The organism is Pantoea sp. X-Soil-OKNW-713 (assembly GCF_059730685.1).
Genome location: NZ_AP035995.1, coordinates 1,747,134 through 1,763,662 on the forward strand (window position 1 = coordinate 1,747,134; position 16,529 = coordinate 1,763,662).

15 protein-coding genes are annotated in these 16,529 nt (G+C 57.5%); 10 read left to right on the plus strand and 5 right to left on the minus strand.

Translation table 11 applies throughout. The annotated features are described in order from the left end of the window. Window positions 1-412 precede the first annotated feature (412 nt). The 9 genes from AC6I8R_RS08085 to glnT all read left to right on the plus strand — a co-directional run bounded on the left by AC6I8R_RS08085 (window position 413) and on the right by glnT (window position 10,029). Window positions 413-1,300 carry an ABC transporter substrate-binding protein gene (locus tag AC6I8R_RS08085; protein ID WP_497832100.1) on the plus strand — a complete coding sequence of 296 codons (888 nt, stop codon included), beginning with the start codon at window positions 413-415 and terminating at the stop codon, window positions 1,298-1,300. After that, entirely contained in the window at window positions 1,297-2,931 is a 1,635-nt protein-coding gene (locus tag AC6I8R_RS08090) for an FAD-dependent oxidoreductase (protein ID WP_497832101.1), read from the plus strand. Before AC6I8R_RS08085 ends, AC6I8R_RS08090 begins: the two co-directional genes overlap by 4 nt. Then, window positions 2,919-3,680, plus strand: coding sequence for an SDR family NAD(P)-dependent oxidoreductase (locus AC6I8R_RS08095; RefSeq protein ID WP_021185686.1), 762 nt, complete (start codon window positions 2,919-2,921; stop codon window positions 3,678-3,680). The genes AC6I8R_RS08090 and AC6I8R_RS08095 overlap by 13 nt, the downstream gene beginning before the upstream one ends. Further along, window positions 3,677-4,459 carry an amino acid ABC transporter ATP-binding protein gene (locus AC6I8R_RS08100; protein WP_302474908.1) on the plus strand — a complete coding sequence of 261 codons (783 nt, stop codon included), beginning with the start codon at window positions 3,677-3,679 and terminating at the stop codon, window positions 4,457-4,459. Before AC6I8R_RS08095 ends, AC6I8R_RS08100 begins: the two co-directional genes overlap by 4 nt. A gap of 67 nt (window positions 4,460-4,526) precedes the next feature. Then, complete coding sequence (locus AC6I8R_RS08105) at window positions 4,527-5,417, plus strand: amino acid ABC transporter permease (protein WP_244634030.1); 891 nt, start codon at window positions 4,527-4,529, stop codon at window positions 5,415-5,417. Beyond that, window positions 5,417-6,487, plus strand: a complete 1,071-nt coding sequence (locus AC6I8R_RS08110; RefSeq protein WP_021185689.1) for an LLM class flavin-dependent oxidoreductase — start codon at window positions 5,417-5,419, stop codon at window positions 6,485-6,487. Before AC6I8R_RS08105 ends, AC6I8R_RS08110 begins: the two co-directional genes overlap by 1 nt. Window position 6,488: 1 nt before the next feature. Next, window positions 6,489-7,652 (plus strand): aromatic ring-hydroxylating oxygenase subunit alpha, encoded by a 1,164-nt coding sequence (locus AC6I8R_RS08115; protein WP_497832102.1) that lies wholly within the window; start codon window positions 6,489-6,491, stop codon window positions 7,650-7,652. Between the two features lie 10 nt (window positions 7,653-7,662). After that, a complete protein-coding gene (locus tag AC6I8R_RS08120) occupies window positions 7,663-8,649 on the plus strand; it encodes an aldo/keto reductase (RefSeq protein WP_021185691.1) in 987 nt (328 codons plus the stop codon). Between the two features lie 12 nt (window positions 8,650-8,661). Next, window positions 8,662-10,029 (plus strand): type III glutamate--ammonia ligase, encoded by a 1,368-nt coding sequence (gene glnT, locus AC6I8R_RS08125; protein WP_021185692.1) that lies wholly within the window; start codon window positions 8,662-8,664, stop codon window positions 10,027-10,029. A 103-nt stretch (window positions 10,030-10,132) separates the two neighbouring features. Here the strand turns inward: glnT and AC6I8R_RS08130 are convergent, their stop codons facing one another. Beyond that, complete coding sequence (locus AC6I8R_RS08130) at window positions 10,133-10,753, minus strand: TetR/AcrR family transcriptional regulator (protein ID WP_021185693.1); 621 nt, start codon at window positions 10,751-10,753, stop codon at window positions 10,133-10,135. Window positions 10,754-10,815: 62 nt separating this feature from the next. Here AC6I8R_RS08130 and AC6I8R_RS08135 point away from each other — a divergent pair, with 62 nt between their 5' ends. Further along, a complete protein-coding gene (locus AC6I8R_RS08135; RefSeq protein WP_497832103.1) occupies window positions 10,816-11,817 on the plus strand; it encodes an alpha/beta fold hydrolase in 1,002 nt (333 codons plus the stop codon). Here AC6I8R_RS08135 and AC6I8R_RS08140 read toward each other — a convergent pair. The 4 genes from AC6I8R_RS08140 to AC6I8R_RS08155 all read right to left on the minus strand — a co-directional run bounded on the left by AC6I8R_RS08140 (window position 11,814) and on the right by AC6I8R_RS08155 (window position 16,413). Then, the gene (locus tag AC6I8R_RS08140; RefSeq protein WP_013508755.1) at window positions 11,814-12,239 is read right to left on the minus strand and encodes a DUF3830 family protein; all 426 of its coding nucleotides are present in this window, start codon (window positions 12,237-12,239) and stop codon (window positions 11,814-11,816) included. The genes AC6I8R_RS08135 and AC6I8R_RS08140 overlap by 4 nt on opposite strands. A gap of 17 nt (window positions 12,240-12,256) precedes the next feature. Beyond that, the gene (locus AC6I8R_RS08145) at window positions 12,257-12,733 is read right to left on the minus strand and encodes a cucumopine synthase-related protein (protein WP_021185695.1); all 477 of its coding nucleotides are present in this window, start codon (window positions 12,731-12,733) and stop codon (window positions 12,257-12,259) included. A 352-nt stretch (window positions 12,734-13,085) separates the two neighbouring features. Continuing rightward, window positions 13,086-14,729, minus strand: coding sequence for a class I fumarate hydratase FumA (fumA, locus tag AC6I8R_RS08150; RefSeq protein ID WP_021185696.1), 1,644 nt, complete (start codon window positions 14,727-14,729; stop codon window positions 13,086-13,088). Window positions 14,730-14,901: 172 nt separating this feature from the next. Next, the gene (locus tag AC6I8R_RS08155; protein WP_021185697.1) at window positions 14,902-16,413 is read right to left on the minus strand and encodes an anion permease; all 1,512 of its coding nucleotides are present in this window, start codon (window positions 16,411-16,413) and stop codon (window positions 14,902-14,904) included. Window positions 16,414-16,529 lie beyond the last annotated feature (116 nt).

The window sequence follows — 16,529 nt, forward strand, 5'->3', positions numbered from 1 at the left end:
GCGCGACAAGCTGCCTCCGTTTCGTGTAACGGGTAGCTAACCAGTTACAACTTCAAGATACAAGCGGCGCGATTTATCGCGCGTTTTGTCCCCCCACACTGCACACCAAATTGCACGATAAATCGTGCCGCTACAATTTATCCCCCTGGCGGCGCTGATCGCGCTGCGGTGTTTTTTTGCACCATCAGCTCACTTTATGCACTCCGTTGGTGATTCTCTGTTCAACGTGCCAGGCCGCACCCGCTGCCGTCTCACGCCTCATCCCTTGTGCTCTCTGCTCTCATGATTAATTAATCAGTTATTTAAAAACTGGCATAACGCTTGCAATTCTTTCTGCGCACCGTCTTCCTTTTTTGCTTTTTTAAATCATCAGGGTCTTCAGGCATCGCGCCTTTCTACTGGAGTTAAAAGCATGAGAATGAAAAGTCTGGTTGTTGCTGCATCGCTGTTGGTTTCTGCACTGACGCAATTTTCCACGCAGGCCGCCGATGCGCCACTCAAAATGCATGCCTCCCTGCATGCGCAGTTACCCGAAAAAATCCGTAGCAGCAAAACCCTCAATCTGGTCACTGATGCTCACTACCCGCCGTGCGAATCCTTCGCGGAAGATAATAAAACCATGGTCGGCTTTGAGCCGGACCTGTGGGATGCGATCGGCCAGGTGCTGGGTATCAAAGTCAAACCGGTTTCGATCGATTTCGCCGGGCTGATACCGGGCGTAAAAAGCGGTCGTTATGACGTGGCAATGGAGTGTATCTCCGACAGCGCCGAACGTGAAAAGCAGGTGTCGTTTGTTAACTACGCCTACGCCACCAGCGAGGTGTATACGCTGGCGACCGAAAAATCCATCAGCAACGATCCGCTGACCCTGTGCGGCCTGAAAGTGGGCGTGCAAACCGGCACCGATTTCGAAAAAGCCATCAGCGAGATCTACACCCCGAACTGCACCAAAAACGGCAAACCGGCGATCGAACAGGTGACGCTGCCGTCGGCTGATGCGGTCCTGCTCGGTCTCTATTCGGGCCGGGTGGATTTTGTGCTGAACGATGCAGCCTCGGTGGATGACATCAAGCAAAAAGCCCCGCATCCCATTCGCACCGTGCAGATGCCACTGATGCCGAAATACTACCTCGGTATTGTGGTGGCGAAAGAGAACACCCAACTGGCGGAGGTGCTGTTGAAGGCGCTTAACGTGCTGCATGAAACCGGCACCTACGACAAGATCATGGAGAAGTGGGATCTGGAGGCGATGAAGCTGGATAAACCCGGCATCAACCTCACCAGCACACAGCCATTATGAGTGGGGGTCGCCAGTGTGATGTGCTGGTGATCGGTTCCGGTGGTGCGGCGCTCAGCGCCGCACTGCGGGCGGCGGTGGGCGGTTTGTCGGTGCTGGTGCTGGAAAAAAGCGCCTGGTTGGGCGGCACCACAGCGATGTCTGGCGGGGCCACCTGGGTGCCAGCCAACCATCACGCCCTGGCCGCCGGCCTGGCTGATTCATCACAAGAGGCGCTCGATTATCTGCGTGCCAGTGCGCCTGAAGGCTGGCAGGCGAGCGAAGATACGCTCTGGCAGGCGCTGGCGCAGCAAGCTCCGTTGATGCTGGCGTTTGTCGAGCAGCACAGCGCATTGCGTTTCGCCCTGACGCCAGAGGGCGATCCACTGTGGCCGCTGCCGGGAGCTAAACAGCAGGGGCGGATGCTGGCACCCATGCCGTTGCAACCGCAATGTCCGTGGCGCTTACGTCCCACGCCGTTACCGCGCCTGTTTTCCTACCACGAACTGCTGGCGAGTGACCTCTGGCATCAGCCGATACGGACGTATCTGCGCGCGTTGCCGCGTCTGCTCCGGCGACAGTGGCGTGGCGAACTGACCAAAGGCGCGGCGCTGGTGGCCGGGTTGCTTGATGGCTGTCAGGCGGCGGGCTGCGAGTTTATCACTGAGGCAGCGGTGCAGGGCTTACTGATGCGCGGTAGCCATCAGATCACGGGCGTACGTTACCGGCATCAGGGCGAGGAACGGGAGATTGAGGCGCGTTGTGGCGTGGTGATCGCCAGCGGCGGTTTCGAGTGGGATGCGCAGCAACGGCAGCAGCATTTCCCAGGTCCGTATGATTTTATCGCCAGCCCCCGCGATAACAGTGGCGATGGGCAGCGTATGGCGGAAAGCGCAGGTGCGCAGTTGGCGCATATGGATCAGGCCAATATCGGGGGCGGTATACCCGCCGCGCCAGGCCAGCCGTGGAGCGGGTTGTCTGTTTTCTTCCATTACGAACCCAACGCCATTCTGGTCGATCGCCACGGTCAGCGTTTCACCAATGAATTTGTTTTTAACCTCGGTGCGTCGCTGGATGCGCGTGATGTGCAGGGACTGCCGCGCCATCTGCCGGTCTGGCTGATCAGCGACGCTCGTCTGCTACGCCGGGCACCGCTGCTGCGTTACTACCGCTGGCGTACACCGGGTTGGCTGCGGCAAGCCGCGACGCTGACGCAACTGGCGCAACAACTGGCGTTGCCTGCGGGTGCGCTGGAGGCCAGCGTGGCGCGGTTTAACCACAGTTGCGCCCGGGGCATTGATGAAGATTTTTCCCGTCATCTGAGTGCTGCGCATGGCAAGGCTGACCGGCGCTTGCAGGGGGGATTAGCGGCGATCTGCCATGCCCCGTTTATCGCCATACCGTTCAACCGCACCTTCCTTGCCACCAAAGGCGGGCCGCGTACCGATGCCAGCGGTAATGTGCTGCATCGCGATGGTCGGCCACTGGCGGGCTTGTATTGTGCCGGGGCGGCGATGGCTAATCCGATCGGCAGCAAAGCGGTCAGCGCAGGCACCACGCTCGGGCCCAACCTGACCTGGGGCTATATCTGCGGTTCGTCGCTGCTGGCGCGCCATCAGGCATTAACCGAGGAGGCAAGATTATGCACAGCGTAAAAACCGCGCTGATTACCGGCGGTTCACGCGGTGTCGGCCTGTGTATTGCCCGCGAACTGGCGCGGCAGGGCTATGCCATCGCGCTGCTGGTGCGCAGCGATGTCGAGGCGGCGCAACACGCGGTGGACAAACTGACGGCGCAGGGGGCGCGTGCGGCTTTCTGGCGGGTCGATATCACCGATCGCCCGGCGGTGCAGCAGGTCCTCGACGAGGTGGTCAACGTGCTTGGCGCACCGAGTCTGTTGGTCAATAACGCCGGATCAACTGCGGCGGCTCCGTTGCTGGAACTGCGCGATGAACAGTGGCAGCAGGTGCTGAATACCCAGCTAACCGGCACCTTTGTGATGAGTGTCGAAACGGTGCGGCGCATGGCACCCGGTGGAGTGATTATCAATATCGCCGGTGCGTCTGCCCATCGTTGCTACCCCAATGCGGGCGCCTTTGGTCCGTCGAAGGCGGGCGTGGTGAATCTGACGGCGCAAATGTCGATTGAATGGGCACCTCGCGGTATCCGCGTGTGCGGCATCAGTCCGGGACCGATTCGTGACCCGGATAGTCACTGGGCCACCCAGGAGCCACTGCTGGCGCAGGAGGTGGCGCGCTTGCCGCTGCAACGTCCGGTCAGCAGTGATGAGGTGGCGCGCAGCGTGGCATTTCTGGCCACCACGGCCTCTTTCACCGGCCAGATGCTGATCCTCGACAGCGGTGGCCTGAATACCTGGTACATGACCGAACAGGAGGCGAGATGAGCAAAACGCTGATGGTGGATGCGCAGCAGGTCACCAAATCGTTTCACGGCGTGGAGATCCTCAAAGGGGTGGATCTCAGCGTTGAACAAGGCGAGGTGGTGTGTCTGATTGGTCCCTCCGGCTCGGGAAAATCCACCTTCCTGCGCTGTATCAATCACCTGGAAAAGATTGACGGCGGTGAGCTGTGGGTCAATGGCGGTATGGTCGGCTACCGATTGCAGGGGGAAAAGTTGTACGAACTGAAGGAGGCTGAGGTGGCGCGTAACCGCGTCAATATTGGCATGGTGTTTCAGCGCTTCAACCTGTTCGGCCATATGACGGCGCTGGAAAACGTGATGGAAGCGCCGATGACGGTAAAAAAAGTGCCGCGCGCCCAGGCGATGGCGGAGGCCAAAGCGCTGCTGGATCGCGTCGGGCTCAGCCATCGTTACCATTCGCGTCCGGCGGCGCTATCGGGTGGTCAGCAGCAGCGGGTGGCGATTGCACGGGCGATGGCGATGAAGCCGTCGCTGATGCTGTTTGATGAACCCACCAGCGCGCTCGATCCTGAGCTGGTGGGGGAAGTGCTGGCGGTGATGCGCGATCTGGCGCGTGACGGTATGACGATGGTGATTGTCACCCATGAGATGGGTTTTGCGCGTGATGTCGCCAATCGTGTCGCGTTTATGGACAACGGCGCAATCATTGAAGTGGCGGAATCTAAACACTTTTTTTCCGCACCACGCCATCCCCGTACCCGAGATTTTCTCGCCCGAGTGCAGGCAGTGAGCACCGAATGATTGACAGATGCGCAGGCAGACTGTAGATCTTAATTAATCAGTTAATTAAATTTGTCCGGTTAAAACGATGAAGAGAACGCTGATGACGGATAAAACCCTGACTTCCCCGCTGAATGCCACGCGCACACCAGCGGATCATGGCCGCCATGTGGTGGCACAGCGCTATCCCGGTCGCTGGATCTCCGCACTGGTGCTGGCGGTGCTGCTGGCGCTGGTGGCGCATTCGATGATCACCAACCCTAATTTCGCCTGGGCGACGGTGGGTAAATACCTGTTCTCACCCACCATCCTGCTCGGTCTGTGGACCACCTTCTGGCTGACGCTGGTGATCATGGTGCTGGCGATTGTACTCAGCGTGCTGCTGGCGGTGATGCGCCTCTCCAGTAACCCGCTGCTGGTGGGTTTCAGCCGTGGCTGGATTTGGTTCTTTCGCGGCACGCCGGTGCTGGTGCAGCTGATTTTCTGGTACAACCTCGCGGCGCTCTATCCGCAGGTCAGTCTGGGCATCCCCGGCCTGTTTACCCTGTGGAGCGGTAGCACCAACGATTTGATCACCCCGCTGGCCGCAGCGATTCTCGGCCTTGGACTGAATGAGTCGGCCTATATGGCGGAGATCATCCGTGCCGGGATCTCCTCGGTGGATGATGGCCAGCAGGAGGCCGCCCGGGCGCTGGGTATGACACGCGGCCAGTATCTGAAGCGGGTGATCCTGCCGCAGGCCATCCCGTTCATCATTCCACCTACCGGCAACCAGGTGATTGGCATGTTGAAAACCACCTCGTTGGTGAGCGTGATTTCGCTCTCGGATTTGCTCTACTCGGCGCAGGCGATCTACTCACGCACATACGAAAACATCCCGCTGCTGATTGTTGCCTGTATCTGGTATCTCGCTGCCACAACCGTGCTCAGTCTGGTGCAGGCGCGTGTGGAACATCACTATCGCTGGACAAGGGGTTAATGATGCAACTCGGTCTGTTCAACCTGATGTCGTATAAAGACAACCCGCGCGGTGTGCAGGGGGTGATTGAGGATATGCGCAGCATGGTGCTGCTGGCGGAGGAGATCGGCTTCGATACCGCGTGGTTTGCCGAGCATCACTTCACCAACTACTCGCTCAGCGTATCGCCGCTGATGCTGGTGGCGCATATGGCCGGTTATGCGCGGCGTATCCGCTTGGGTACGGCGGTGGTGGTATTGCCGTTGTACCAGCCGATGCGTATTGCGCAGGAGATTGCGCTGGTCGATCGCCTGACGGAAGGGCGGCTGGTGCTGGGTATAGGCAGCGGTTATCAGGCGTGGGAATTTGACCGCTACGGACTGGATGTAGAAACCCGTGGTCAGCAACTGCTGGCGCACTGGCAGTTTATCAGCGATGCCCTGACCCAGGGATATACCCACTCGCCAGACCGTTTTGGTCAGCCGCTGCGTACCGATTTTCTGCTCGACACGTTGCAGAAACCCTTACCGCCGCTGTACCTAACCTCATCCAATCCGCAACTGATTGCGCAGTTTCAGCGCTGGCAGGCGACGCCGTTTTTTACTGCGGGTTATCGCGGCACCCACAAATTGCAGCAGATGGTGGCCGATGCGCGTCTCGGCTGGCAGCAGGCGGGCCTCGACGCGGCGATGCCGGTGGCGGTGCAGCAATATATCCACGTTTGTGACAACCGCCAGCAGGCCCATGCCGCAGCGGAACGCGCGCTGTTTGTCGCGCGCATGATCGCGGCGTTGCGCGAGAACACCAGCGTCAGCGAGCAGGCGTTTATCCACGCGCCAGCGTTAGCGGATGAACCTTCGCTGGAGACGGTGAGCAATAACCTGATGATTGGCGATGCGGAAACCGTCGCTGAGCGCATGCTGGCGGAGATCCGCACCCTCCGTCCCAGCCACTACAACTGTTTCTTCCAGTTTGGCGATATGCCGATTGCTGATGCGCGTCGTTCGCTGACGCTGTTTGGCGAGCGGGTCGTGCCGCTGCTGGAAAAAGAGCTTGGTCCATTGACCTTTCGTACCGCCAGAGGAGAGTGAAATGTATCGCGAGAAGATTGATGTGGTGTTTGATGACGGCGACAGCATTCTGCAACGGATGCTGGAGCAGCAACGCCATGATGCCAGCCGTGCAGAAACCCTGCCGCCAGAAGCCTATAACAGCGACAGTTTTTTCCGTCTCGAAGAAGACAAAGTGTTCCGCCAGGACTGGTTGTTTGTCGGCCATGAGTCGCAAATTGCTAACCTGAATGATTTCTTCACGCTGGATGTGGTGGGCGAGCCGTTACTGATTTTGCGTAACGACGCTGGCATTGCGGTGTTCTCCAACGTTTGTCTGCATCGCTGGGCGCCGATTGCGCACGGCAGCGGCAACAGCCGCTCATTTATCTGTCCATTCCACAACTGGACCTACAACACCCACGGCAAGCTGAGTGGCGCGCCATCTATGAACCAGGCGCAGGACTTTGACCGCCAGCAGTGCAGCCTGCCGAAGATCCGCCATGAGGTGGTGTTCGGCATGATCTTTGTCACCTTCAACGCCGATGCCGCGCCGCTGGCACCCCGGCTGGCACCGCTCACCGAACGTTTTCAACGCTACCACGTCGCCGATCTGGTGACCGCTTACACGCTGGATTACGACTGTCCGTACAACTGGAAAATGGCGATCGAAACGTTTATGGAGTGCTACCACCATGCGGCGGTGCATCGCACCACGCTGGAGGATAGCTTTCCCGGTCGACTCAGTTCGATCATTGATGAAGGCCCGGGCTGGACCATCTGTCATCAGCCGCTGCGGAAAAACGGTGAACTGAGCGAGATCCTGACCGCCGGTCTGGAACCGTTCAGTGGCCTGAACGACGAGCAGATGCGCTTCAGTGAATTGCTGCTGCTGTTTCCCAACTGCCTGATCTCACTGAATCCGGATCGTCTCTCCATCAGTGCCATTCTGCCGGTGTCGCCACATGCTACCCGCTGGCACCGTGTGGTGCTGGTGTCGCAGGCGTCAGCGGCGCGGGAGGATTTTCCTCAGACCGCGGCGGCGATGAAGCAGGGCAGCCTGGCGATTATCGATGAAGACCAGTGGATCAACGCCGAGCAGCAGCGCGGTAGCCGTTCCCGTCTCGCACGTCCGGGACGCCTGAGCCACCTCGAAACCACCGTCTGGCATCTGGCCAATTACCTGAAAATCCGCATGGCGGAGTGAGGAGCAGGCAATGCGTTATCTGAAGCTGGGACACTCCGGCCTGGAAGTCTCTGCGCTCTGTCTGGGGACGGTGACCTATGCGCCACCGGCGCGCAGTGGCCGGAGTTGGACGCTGGATGAAGCCGCCAGCCGCGAACTGATCCGTGCCGCGCTGGAGCAGGGCATCAACTTTTTCGACAGCGCCAATATCTATGCCAAAGGGGCGAGTGAAGAGATCCTTGGTCGTGCGCTGCGTGATTTCGCCTCCCGCGATGAAGTGGTGATCACCAGCAAACTGTATAACCCAATGCGCAGTGGACCAAACAGCAAGGGGTTGTCGCGTAAGGCGATTATGCAGGAGTGCGATCACAGCCTGCGCCGACTCGGCACCGATTACATCGACTTGTATGAAATCCACCGCTGGGATAATGACACGCCGATTGAAGAGACGCTGGAGGCGCTCCACGACCTGGTGAAGGCTGGCAAGGTGCGTTACCTCGGGGCGTCGTCGATGTTCGCGTGGCAGTTCAGCAAGGCGCTACAAATCCAGAAGTACGAACGCTGGAGCCGTTTTATCGCCATGCAGAACCACCTCAACCTGATCTATCGCGAAGAAGAACGCGAAATGCTGGCGCTGTGTCAGGCGGAAGGGGTGGCGGTGACGCCCTGGAGCCCACTGGCGCGCGGACGGCTGGCCCGCCCGGTGGAGGCGGCGAAGTCGAGTACGCGCGGTGCTGACGACAGCTATACCGATTTTCTCTATGCCGCCACTGAGCACGCCGACAGCGCGGTGATCCGCGCGGTGGAGCAGGTAGCGCAGGCGCGTGGCGTGCCAATGGCACAGGTGGCGCTGGCCTGGATCTACAGCCGTCCGGCGGTGGTGGCGGCCGTGATTGGAGCCACCCGTCCTCTGCATTTGAGCGACGCACTGGCGGCGCTGGATCTGACGTTAAGCGCTGACGAAATCGCCGCGCTCGACGCTCCATATATTCCCCATTCTATTGTTGAACATGACTAAGGCAGGGCACCAATGAAAAGCGCAGCACAGATCGCCGAGATCAAACAGGCCCTGATGGCTAAAGGGGTGGAGTACTGCATGGGCGCGTACGTGGACATTCACGGTGTTCCCAAGGGCAAAGTGGTGCCGATTGGTCATCTGGATCAGATGGCGCAGGGTTCCGAACGTTACACCGGCTATGCGCTGGACGGTCTGGGTCAGTCGCCGCACGAAGATGAACTGACCTCGGTGCCGGATCTCGACCACATCATCCAGTTACCCTGGGAACCGAAGATTGCGTGGATGCCCGCCGATAACCACTTTCAGGGCGAACCCTATGCGCTCAGCACGCGGGTGGCGTTGCAGAACGTGATTAAACAGGCCAACGCCCTGGGTTTTGGGTTTAACCTCGGCATCGAGTGCGAAATTTATTTGTTGAAGCGGGAACAGGATGGTCGGCTGGTGGTGCCGGAACCGGATAACAAGCTCAACAAGCCCTGTTACGACTTGCAGGGCTTCGTGGACCAGTTTGGCTGGCTGGATGAGGTTTCCTCCACCATCAACGCGCTGGGCTGGGATCTCTATTCGCTTGACCACGAAGATGGCAACTCGCAATACGAGTTCGACTTCAACTATGCCGATGCGCTGACCACCTGCGATCGTTTTATCTTCTTCCGCTTTATGGCGAAGCATTACGCCAAACAGCGCGGGCTGATCGCCACCACCATGCCGAAGCCGTTCGCCGATAAAACCGGCACCGGCGCGCACTTCAATATGTCGCTGTATGACATCAATACCGGTGCCAACGTGTTTAAACGCGACGCCAGCAGCGCGGATGATCCCTGGGGCCTGGGCCTGAGTGATACCGGTTATCACTTTATCGGCGGGCTGTTGAAACATGGACGTGCGCTGTGCGCCGCCTTTGCCCCGACGGTCAACAGCTACAAACGTCTGGTACGCCAGGGGGCGATGAGCTACTTCTCGTGGGCACCGGTGTTTAACTCCTGGGGGTCCAATAACCGCACCAACGCGGTACGCGTCCCGGCTGGTGGTGGCCGTTGTGAATCGCGTAATGCCGATGGCGCGGTCAATCCCTATCTGGCGGCCACGCTGGCGTTAGCTGCCGGGCTGGAAGGTATTCGCGAGAAGATCGATCCGCGTCAGCCGAATGAAGACAATCTGTATGCCATCAGCGAAGCGGAGCGCCGCGCGCGTGGCATCGATTTTCTGCCGCAAAACTTGCTGGAAGCGGTGGAAGCCTTTGACGCCGACCCGTTTGTCGCTGCGACGCTGGGTGAAGCGCTGAAAAAAGAGTTTATTCACTACAAGTTGCAGGAGTGGAACAGCTATCACCTGCATGTCAGCCAGTGGGAAATCGATCGCTACAGCACCATTTTTTAATGGTTTATCGGTAACCCGCACGACATTGCGCGATGAATCGCGCCGCTACACATCATGAACATCCCGTAGCGGCGCGATTTATCGCGCGGATTTAACCGGCAATTCAGGCATCGAGCTTTTCAAACACAAAATTGCGCATCACGTTGATGGCCTGTTTGTATTTGAAATTGGGGAACATCACATTTCGGAACAGCACGCCATCAAGGTAGGTGGAGATCAGCATTGCCATATCACCCGGGTTCACCTCACGGAACAACCCGCTGGCGATCCCCTCTTTGATGGTGTTCTTCAGAATCACCGATTCCTTTTCGTAGAACTTTTTAATCGCTTTATCAATGCTGGCGATGCGGCCATTGGTGCTGGAGTAATCCAGACTGATTTTGGCCAGTTTTTGCAACAGATGGAACTGGAGGATGTGGATCTCAATCCACAGAAAAATCAGGTCGCGCGGCCCGTTGGCGCTGGCTTTGATGTCGTCAAACTGCACAAAGGCACGCTCCACCGCGGACTCTATCACCTTGATAAACAGGTCTTCTTTCGAGCCGAAGTAGTAATAAATCAGCGCCGAGTTCAGCCCGGTAGCGGTGGCGATATCTTTAATTCGTACCGACGAATAGTTCTGGGTGGCGAACAAATCAAAGGCTGAGGATTGCAACAACTCGGCGACGTCGCGCTGGGTTTTACGCGGTTTCTTGCCAGGTTCAGCGGCTGGAGCTTCCTTCATTGCGACATCCTTATGAAATTAACTAATTAATTAACTTTACCATATTGAGTCAGGAGAACGGCATGGGTTTATGCGCTTTTTATACGCCCGGCGATCTGCCGCTGGCAAGCGGAGAAACGTTGCGTGAGACGGCCATCGGCTATCAGACCTTTGGTCAGCTTAACGCTGCACGCGACAATGCAGTGGTGATCTTTAGCTACTACAGCGGCACCCATGAACGTTATTTGCCGCTGATTGGCGCAGGAAAAACGCTCGACCCAACGCACTGGTTTATTGTGTTGGTGAATAAACTCGGTAATGGCGTATCCAGCTCGCCTTCTAACTCACGTTTGCAGCCGGGAGCGGCTTTTCCATCGGTGACGCTGGTCGATAACCTGCGGGCGCAGGAGCGGCTGCTGTTTGACCATCTCGCCATTAACCACATCGCGCTGGCGTATGGCTGGTCGATGGGGGCGATGCAGGCCTGGCATCTGGCGGTGGCGCGACCACAACAGGTGCGGGCGCTGCTGGCGGTGTGCGGTTCGGCGCGCTGTTGGCCGAATAATCAGGTGTTTCTTGAGGGGGTTCGGGCCGCGCTGCGTTGCGATGCGCAGTTTGCCGACGGCCACTATGTCGCGCCTCCGTTACGCGGGCTGGCGGCATTTGGTCGCGTCTATGCCGGCTGGGCCTATTCTGCTGCGTTTTTTCGTGAAGCGCGTTGGCGCGATCTCGGCTTTGACTCCCTGGAGGCACTGCTGGTGGACTGGGAGCGGGATCATCAGGCGCTGGATGCCAATGATCTGTTGTGCGCCCTGCACAGTTGGTATCACGCCGATGTTGGTGTGCTGGCAAACGGAGACTGGCGTGCGGCGCTGGCGCGTATCCGCGCGCGTTGCATCGTGATGCCGTGCGACAGCGATCGTTATTTTACGGTGGAAGAGGCGGCACTGGAGGTAGCGGAATTAGGTCAGGGTGAGTTACGCACTCTCGTTTCACCTTACGGACATTGTGCCGGCGCACCCGCGCGCTTTGCGGCCGCGTCGGCACAGATTGACAGCGCCATGCAGGCGCTGCTCAACCTTTAATCAATGATGCTCAGCTCGACAGTACGTCCCTGATCAAACCAGGTTTCCAGGCCGGTGACGCGCAGTTCGAGTTTGCCTTCAATCACCTGACCGATATAGGAAATCGGCAGCGGCTCGTCAGCGGTATCGTCGCCGTACACCACACACATCTGCTGGCGCGGGCTGTAGTAACATACCGCGCCGGTCACTTCGCCGTACTGTTCACGGCGCAGTTTGCCAACATCCTGCGTCAGATATTTGTTTTCCCACGGGGCGACGATCGGCAGGGTGAAAAACACCATGTCGCCAATCAACTTGCCGTGTTGCAGCACGCTTTTCAGCGGCAGCTTTTCACGCAACACTTTCGCCAGGTTGGGGACTTTGTCTTCCCACACCTCAATCACACAAATCTTCTTATCGGCAACATGCATAGCCAGTTTCATGATCTTCTCTCTCCCAATCAGGCGTTGACGCGACGAAAACCGTCCCCGAGACCCCAGGGAAGAATGAAATCGACCCACATATGCAGGCGGTTGGCCCAGGAGAGGGCGCTGTGCGACAGACGAACCAGGTCGCTCAGGGTTTCACATTCACTCGCCACCTCGACATAAGTGTGCAGCATTCGGGCCGCATCCGGCAGGCTGACGAAATCAAAGAAGTTAGCTTTGTAACCCATGATCTCTTTGATCAGCAGTTGCAGGGTTTTCAGATCGGCCTCCGGGTTGTCCTCGCCGACGCGAATCAGCCCCCACAGCATCTCATCGGCCAGCGTGCGGGTTTCCCCTTCGGCGAAGATGATGGTGCTGAGGTACTGACCACGGGAACCGGTACCGCGTGGTACTTCACCCTTACCGAGTGCGGCAATTTCTGCCGGTTGTTCAAACCAGATCTTTTCGCGCTGCGCGTCAAACAGCGCTATCGCTTCATCGACCGTCATAACGTTCTCCTGGTGTTGGCGTGAATGTGGCGGTTGCCACGAATTTAATTAATCAGATAATTAAAAGTGAGCAATTTTTGTGCCATGCGGAGAAGAAAAATTAATCAGTTAATTAATAGTGGGTTAGGTAAATAACCGCGCAGGGAGAGGGTTTACGCGACGTGAGGCTGTTGTATCGCAGTGCAGATTGCACCATTTCGTAGCGGCGCGATTTATCGCGCAATATTTATGGCTCGTTGCCAACACGCGCGATATGACGAGTTTGCATAAGTCGTAGCGGTGCGATTTATCGCGCCATTCGGCGGGGTTTATTCAGGGGGAAAGGGCGCGCATCACTGCGCACCCCATAAGGTTACTTCACGCAGGCCGCACACTGGTTGTGGATCTGCTGGAAGAAGTCGTTACCCTTGTCATCCACCAGGATAAACGCCGGGAAGTTTTCCACTTCAATCTTCCAGATCGCTTCCATACCCAGTTCTGCGTACTCCACGCATTCGAGGCTCTTGATACTCTGCTGCGCCAGTACCGCTGCCGGGCCACCGATGCTGCCGAGATAGAAGCCGCCGTGTTTATGGCAGGCATCTGTCACCTGCTGGCTGCGGTTGCCTTTCGCCAGCATCACCATGCTGCCGCCGTTGGCCTGCAACAGGTCAACGTAGGAATCCATACGGCCTGCGGTGGTTGGGCCGAGTGAACCTGACGCATAACCTTCTGGCGTCTTGGCCGGTCCTGCGTAATACACCGGATGGTCTTTGATGTACTGCGGCAGACCTTCACCGTTATCAATACGTTCTTTCAACTTGGCGTGGGCAATGTCACGCGCCACGATAATGGTGCCGTTCAGCGACAGGCGGGTCGATACCGGGTAGGAAGAAAGTTGCGCCAGAATCTCGGTCATCGGACGGTTGAGGTCCACGTTGACCACTTCGCCTTCACCCTGCTGACGCAGCTCTTCCGGGATAAAGCGGCCTGGATTATGCTCCAGTTGCTCAATCCAGATGCCTTCACGGTTAATCTTCGCCTTGATATTACGGTCAGCCGAGCAGGAAACCCCCATACCCACCGGGCAGGACGCGCCATGACGTGGCAGACGCACCACACGGATATCGTGCGCGAAGTATTTACCGCCAAACTGCGCACCGAGGCCCAGTTTCTGCGACGCTTCCAGCAACTCCTGCTCCAACTGCACATCACGGAACGCCTGACCGTGCTCATTACCTTCAGTCGGCAGCGAATCGTAGTAGTGGGTGGAGGCCAGTTTCACGGTTTTCAGCGTGCTTTCCGCCGAGGTGCCACCGATAACAAACGCGATATGGTAAGGCGGGCAGGCGGCGGTGCCGAGCGACATCATTTTATCGATCAGGTAGTTCTTCAGTTTCGCCGGGGTGATCAGCGCTTTGGTTTCCTGATAGAGATAGGTTTTGTTGGCGGAGCCGCCCCCTTTGGCGATACACAGGAATTTGTACTCGTCACCGTCAACGCTGTAGAGGTCAATCTGTGCCGGCAGGTTAGTACCGGTATTCACCTCTTTGTACATATCCAGCGCGGCGTTCTGTGAGTAGCGCAGGTTATCTTCAATAAAGGTGTTGTACACCCCCTGGGACAACGCCGCTTCGTCGCCGCCACCGGTCCACACACGCTGGCCTTTCTTACCCATGATGATGGCGGTGCCGGTGTCCTGACAGGTCGGCAGCACGCCTTTGGCTGCGATTTCGGAGTTACGCAGGAACTGCAAGGCGACATATTTGTCGTTCTGGCTGGCTTCATCATCGGCCAGAATCGCGGCCACCTGTTGCTGATGGGCAGCGCGCAGCATAAATGAGGCATCGTGGAACGCCTGCTGCGCCAGCAGGGTCAGCGCTTGCGGATCAACTTTTAACACTTCTTCGCCTGCGAATTTCTCCACGGAGACGTAATCGCTGCTGAGCAGGTAGTACTCAGTATCATCTTTGGCGAGAGGAAAGGGATCTTGATAGTAGAAGGGTTTGTTCGACATGTTGGCTCACTCAGTTATGTGTCGCTCGTCTGGTACAGAGAAGACAGGCGACATCATTAGCGATTCGTTATAGGTTTTTTCTCTCGCCAGCCCAGCTCAGGGCTGACTGGCGAGTATCATAGCATTTTAACATTCTTTCGCGGCTGCGATTTTTAACATCGAAGCAACATCATCAGAACATCAGCACCATCCACGGATAGGCAATCAGCATCAGCAGCACCAGGAACAGCGCACCGAAGATGGTGCCCAGACGCCAGTAGTCTTTGGTTGGCAGATAGCCGCTACCGTAATAAATCGGGCTGGGGCCAGTACCGTACGGGGTGATGATACCCATCACACCCAGTGAGGTCGCCAACATCAGACAGAACACCGGCATATTGATGCCTGGAATAGCAGCCGCAATGGTCAGCATGGCTGGCAGCAGGGCAGTGGTGTGTGCGGTGGTGCTGGCAAACAGGTAGTGCAGTACATAGAAAGCCACCAGTAAGACCACGGCAGAAACTTGTGGATCATACCCTTGCAGCAGTTGCCCGCCTTCTTTACCCAGCCAGGCAATGAAGCCGACTTTCGCCAGACCATCGGCGAGGGCAACCAGGGTGGCGAACCAGGCGAAGGTGTTCCACGCAGCTTTGTTGCTGGTGATATCGTTCCAGTTCAGTACGCCGGTCCACAGCATCAGCACAATCACCAGCAGCGCGGCCATTGCCGGTTCAATCCAGGCTGTGGCAAAGATCCACATCAGCAGCGCAGAAATCACGAACACCAGCAGCAGGATTTCATTGCGCGACAGTTTGCCCAGTTTTGCCAGCTCGGCTGTTGCCCAGCGCGGCACTTCATCGTTCAGTTTCACTTCCGGCGGATAGAGCCAGTAGGCCAGCAGCGGCATGGTGAGGATCAACAGCACACCCAGCGGCAGGAAGGCAAGGAACCACATGCCCCAGGAGATATCAAAACCGACCACGCTTTTTATCAGCGCCAGCGCCAGCAGGTTGGGAGCCAGTGCAGACAGGAACATAGAACTGGTGATACAGGTGGCGGTGATGGCAACCCACATCAGATAAGAACCAATTTTGCGCGCACTCGGGTCGTTAGGTTTTGAACCGTACAGCGGCGGCAGGTTGGCGATAATCGGATAGATGGTGCCGCCACTGCGTGCGGTGTTGGACGGTGTGAACGGTGCCAGCAACAGGTCTGCGAAGGTGATGGCGTAACCCAGCGTCAGGCTGCGACGGCCGAGATATTTCACCAGAATCAGCGCCAGGCGGCGACCGAACTGGGTTTTATCGTAACCGGCGGCAAACATAAAGGCACCGAAGATCAGCCACACGGTGGAGTTACCGAAGCCGCTGACCGCCCATTTGAAGGACTGGCCTGCCATTTTAAACTTCGGATCCGCCAGCTCGGCCGGGCTAAACAGTAGGTACTGACTGAACAGCGCGATCACCACCACGCCGGTCAGGCCGATCACCGCGCCGGGCAGAGGTTCGAAGATCAGGCCGACAATCACGCCAACAAAGATTGCGAAGAAGTGCCACGCGTAAGGTTCGAGTCCTTCCGGTGTGGGCACCAGTAACAACAGCACAGCAACAACCACCGGCAGGCACAGCATCAGCAGCCGGTTTTTATTCCCCGGCGCGGCAGGCGGCGCTTTTAGGGGTTCATTCTGGATAGTTTGTGTTTTCATAGTTTTGGTCTGCAAGTTATGGAGAATGCGATTAACGTTCCGGGAAAACAGGTGTTACTTTGCTCTACTCAGATGATACTTTTTTAATCTGCCGTTACGTCTTTAATGCTTCTTTA

What these genes read in the sequence shown, in the direction of transcription:
- AC6I8R_RS08085 (WP_497832100.1), top strand. Translation starts at nt 413, where the DNA reads ATGAGAATGAAAAGTCTGGTTGTTGCTGCATCGCTGTTGGTTTCTGCA.
- AC6I8R_RS08090 (WP_497832101.1), top strand. Translation starts at nt 1,297, where the DNA reads ATGAGTGGGGGTCGCCAGTGTGATGTGCTGGTGATCGGTTCCGGTGGT.
- AC6I8R_RS08095 (WP_021185686.1), top strand. Translation starts at nt 2,919, where the DNA reads ATGCACAGCGTAAAAACCGCGCTGATTACCGGCGGTTCACGCGGTGTC.
- AC6I8R_RS08100 (WP_302474908.1), top strand. Translation starts at nt 3,677, where the DNA reads ATGAGCAAAACGCTGATGGTGGATGCGCAGCAGGTCACCAAATCGTTT.
- AC6I8R_RS08105 (WP_244634030.1), top strand. Translation starts at nt 4,527, where the DNA reads ATGAAGAGAACGCTGATGACGGATAAAACCCTGACTTCCCCGCTGAAT.
- AC6I8R_RS08110 (WP_021185689.1), top strand. Translation starts at nt 5,417, where the DNA reads ATGATGCAACTCGGTCTGTTCAACCTGATGTCGTATAAAGACAACCCG.
- AC6I8R_RS08115 (WP_497832102.1), top strand. Translation starts at nt 6,489, where the DNA reads ATGTATCGCGAGAAGATTGATGTGGTGTTTGATGACGGCGACAGCATT.
- AC6I8R_RS08120 (WP_021185691.1), top strand. Translation starts at nt 7,663, where the DNA reads ATGCGTTATCTGAAGCTGGGACACTCCGGCCTGGAAGTCTCTGCGCTC.
- glnT (WP_021185692.1), top strand. Translation starts at nt 8,662, where the DNA reads ATGAAAAGCGCAGCACAGATCGCCGAGATCAAACAGGCCCTGATGGCT.
- AC6I8R_RS08130 (WP_021185693.1), bottom strand. Translation starts at nt 10,753, where the DNA reads ATGAAGGAAGCTCCAGCCGCTGAACCTGGCAAGAAACCGCGTAAAACC.
- AC6I8R_RS08135 (WP_497832103.1), top strand. Translation starts at nt 10,816, where the DNA reads ATGGGTTTATGCGCTTTTTATACGCCCGGCGATCTGCCGCTGGCAAGC.
- AC6I8R_RS08140 (WP_013508755.1), bottom strand. Translation starts at nt 12,239, where the DNA reads ATGAAACTGGCTATGCATGTTGCCGATAAGAAGATTTGTGTGATTGAG.
- AC6I8R_RS08145 (WP_021185695.1), bottom strand. Translation starts at nt 12,733, where the DNA reads ATGACGGTCGATGAAGCGATAGCGCTGTTTGACGCGCAGCGCGAAAAG.
- fumA (WP_021185696.1), bottom strand. Translation starts at nt 14,729, where the DNA reads ATGTCGAACAAACCCTTCTACTATCAAGATCCCTTTCCTCTCGCCAAA.
- AC6I8R_RS08155 (WP_021185697.1), bottom strand. Translation starts at nt 16,413, where the DNA reads ATGAAAACACAAACTATCCAGAATGAACCCCTAAAAGCGCCGCCTGCC.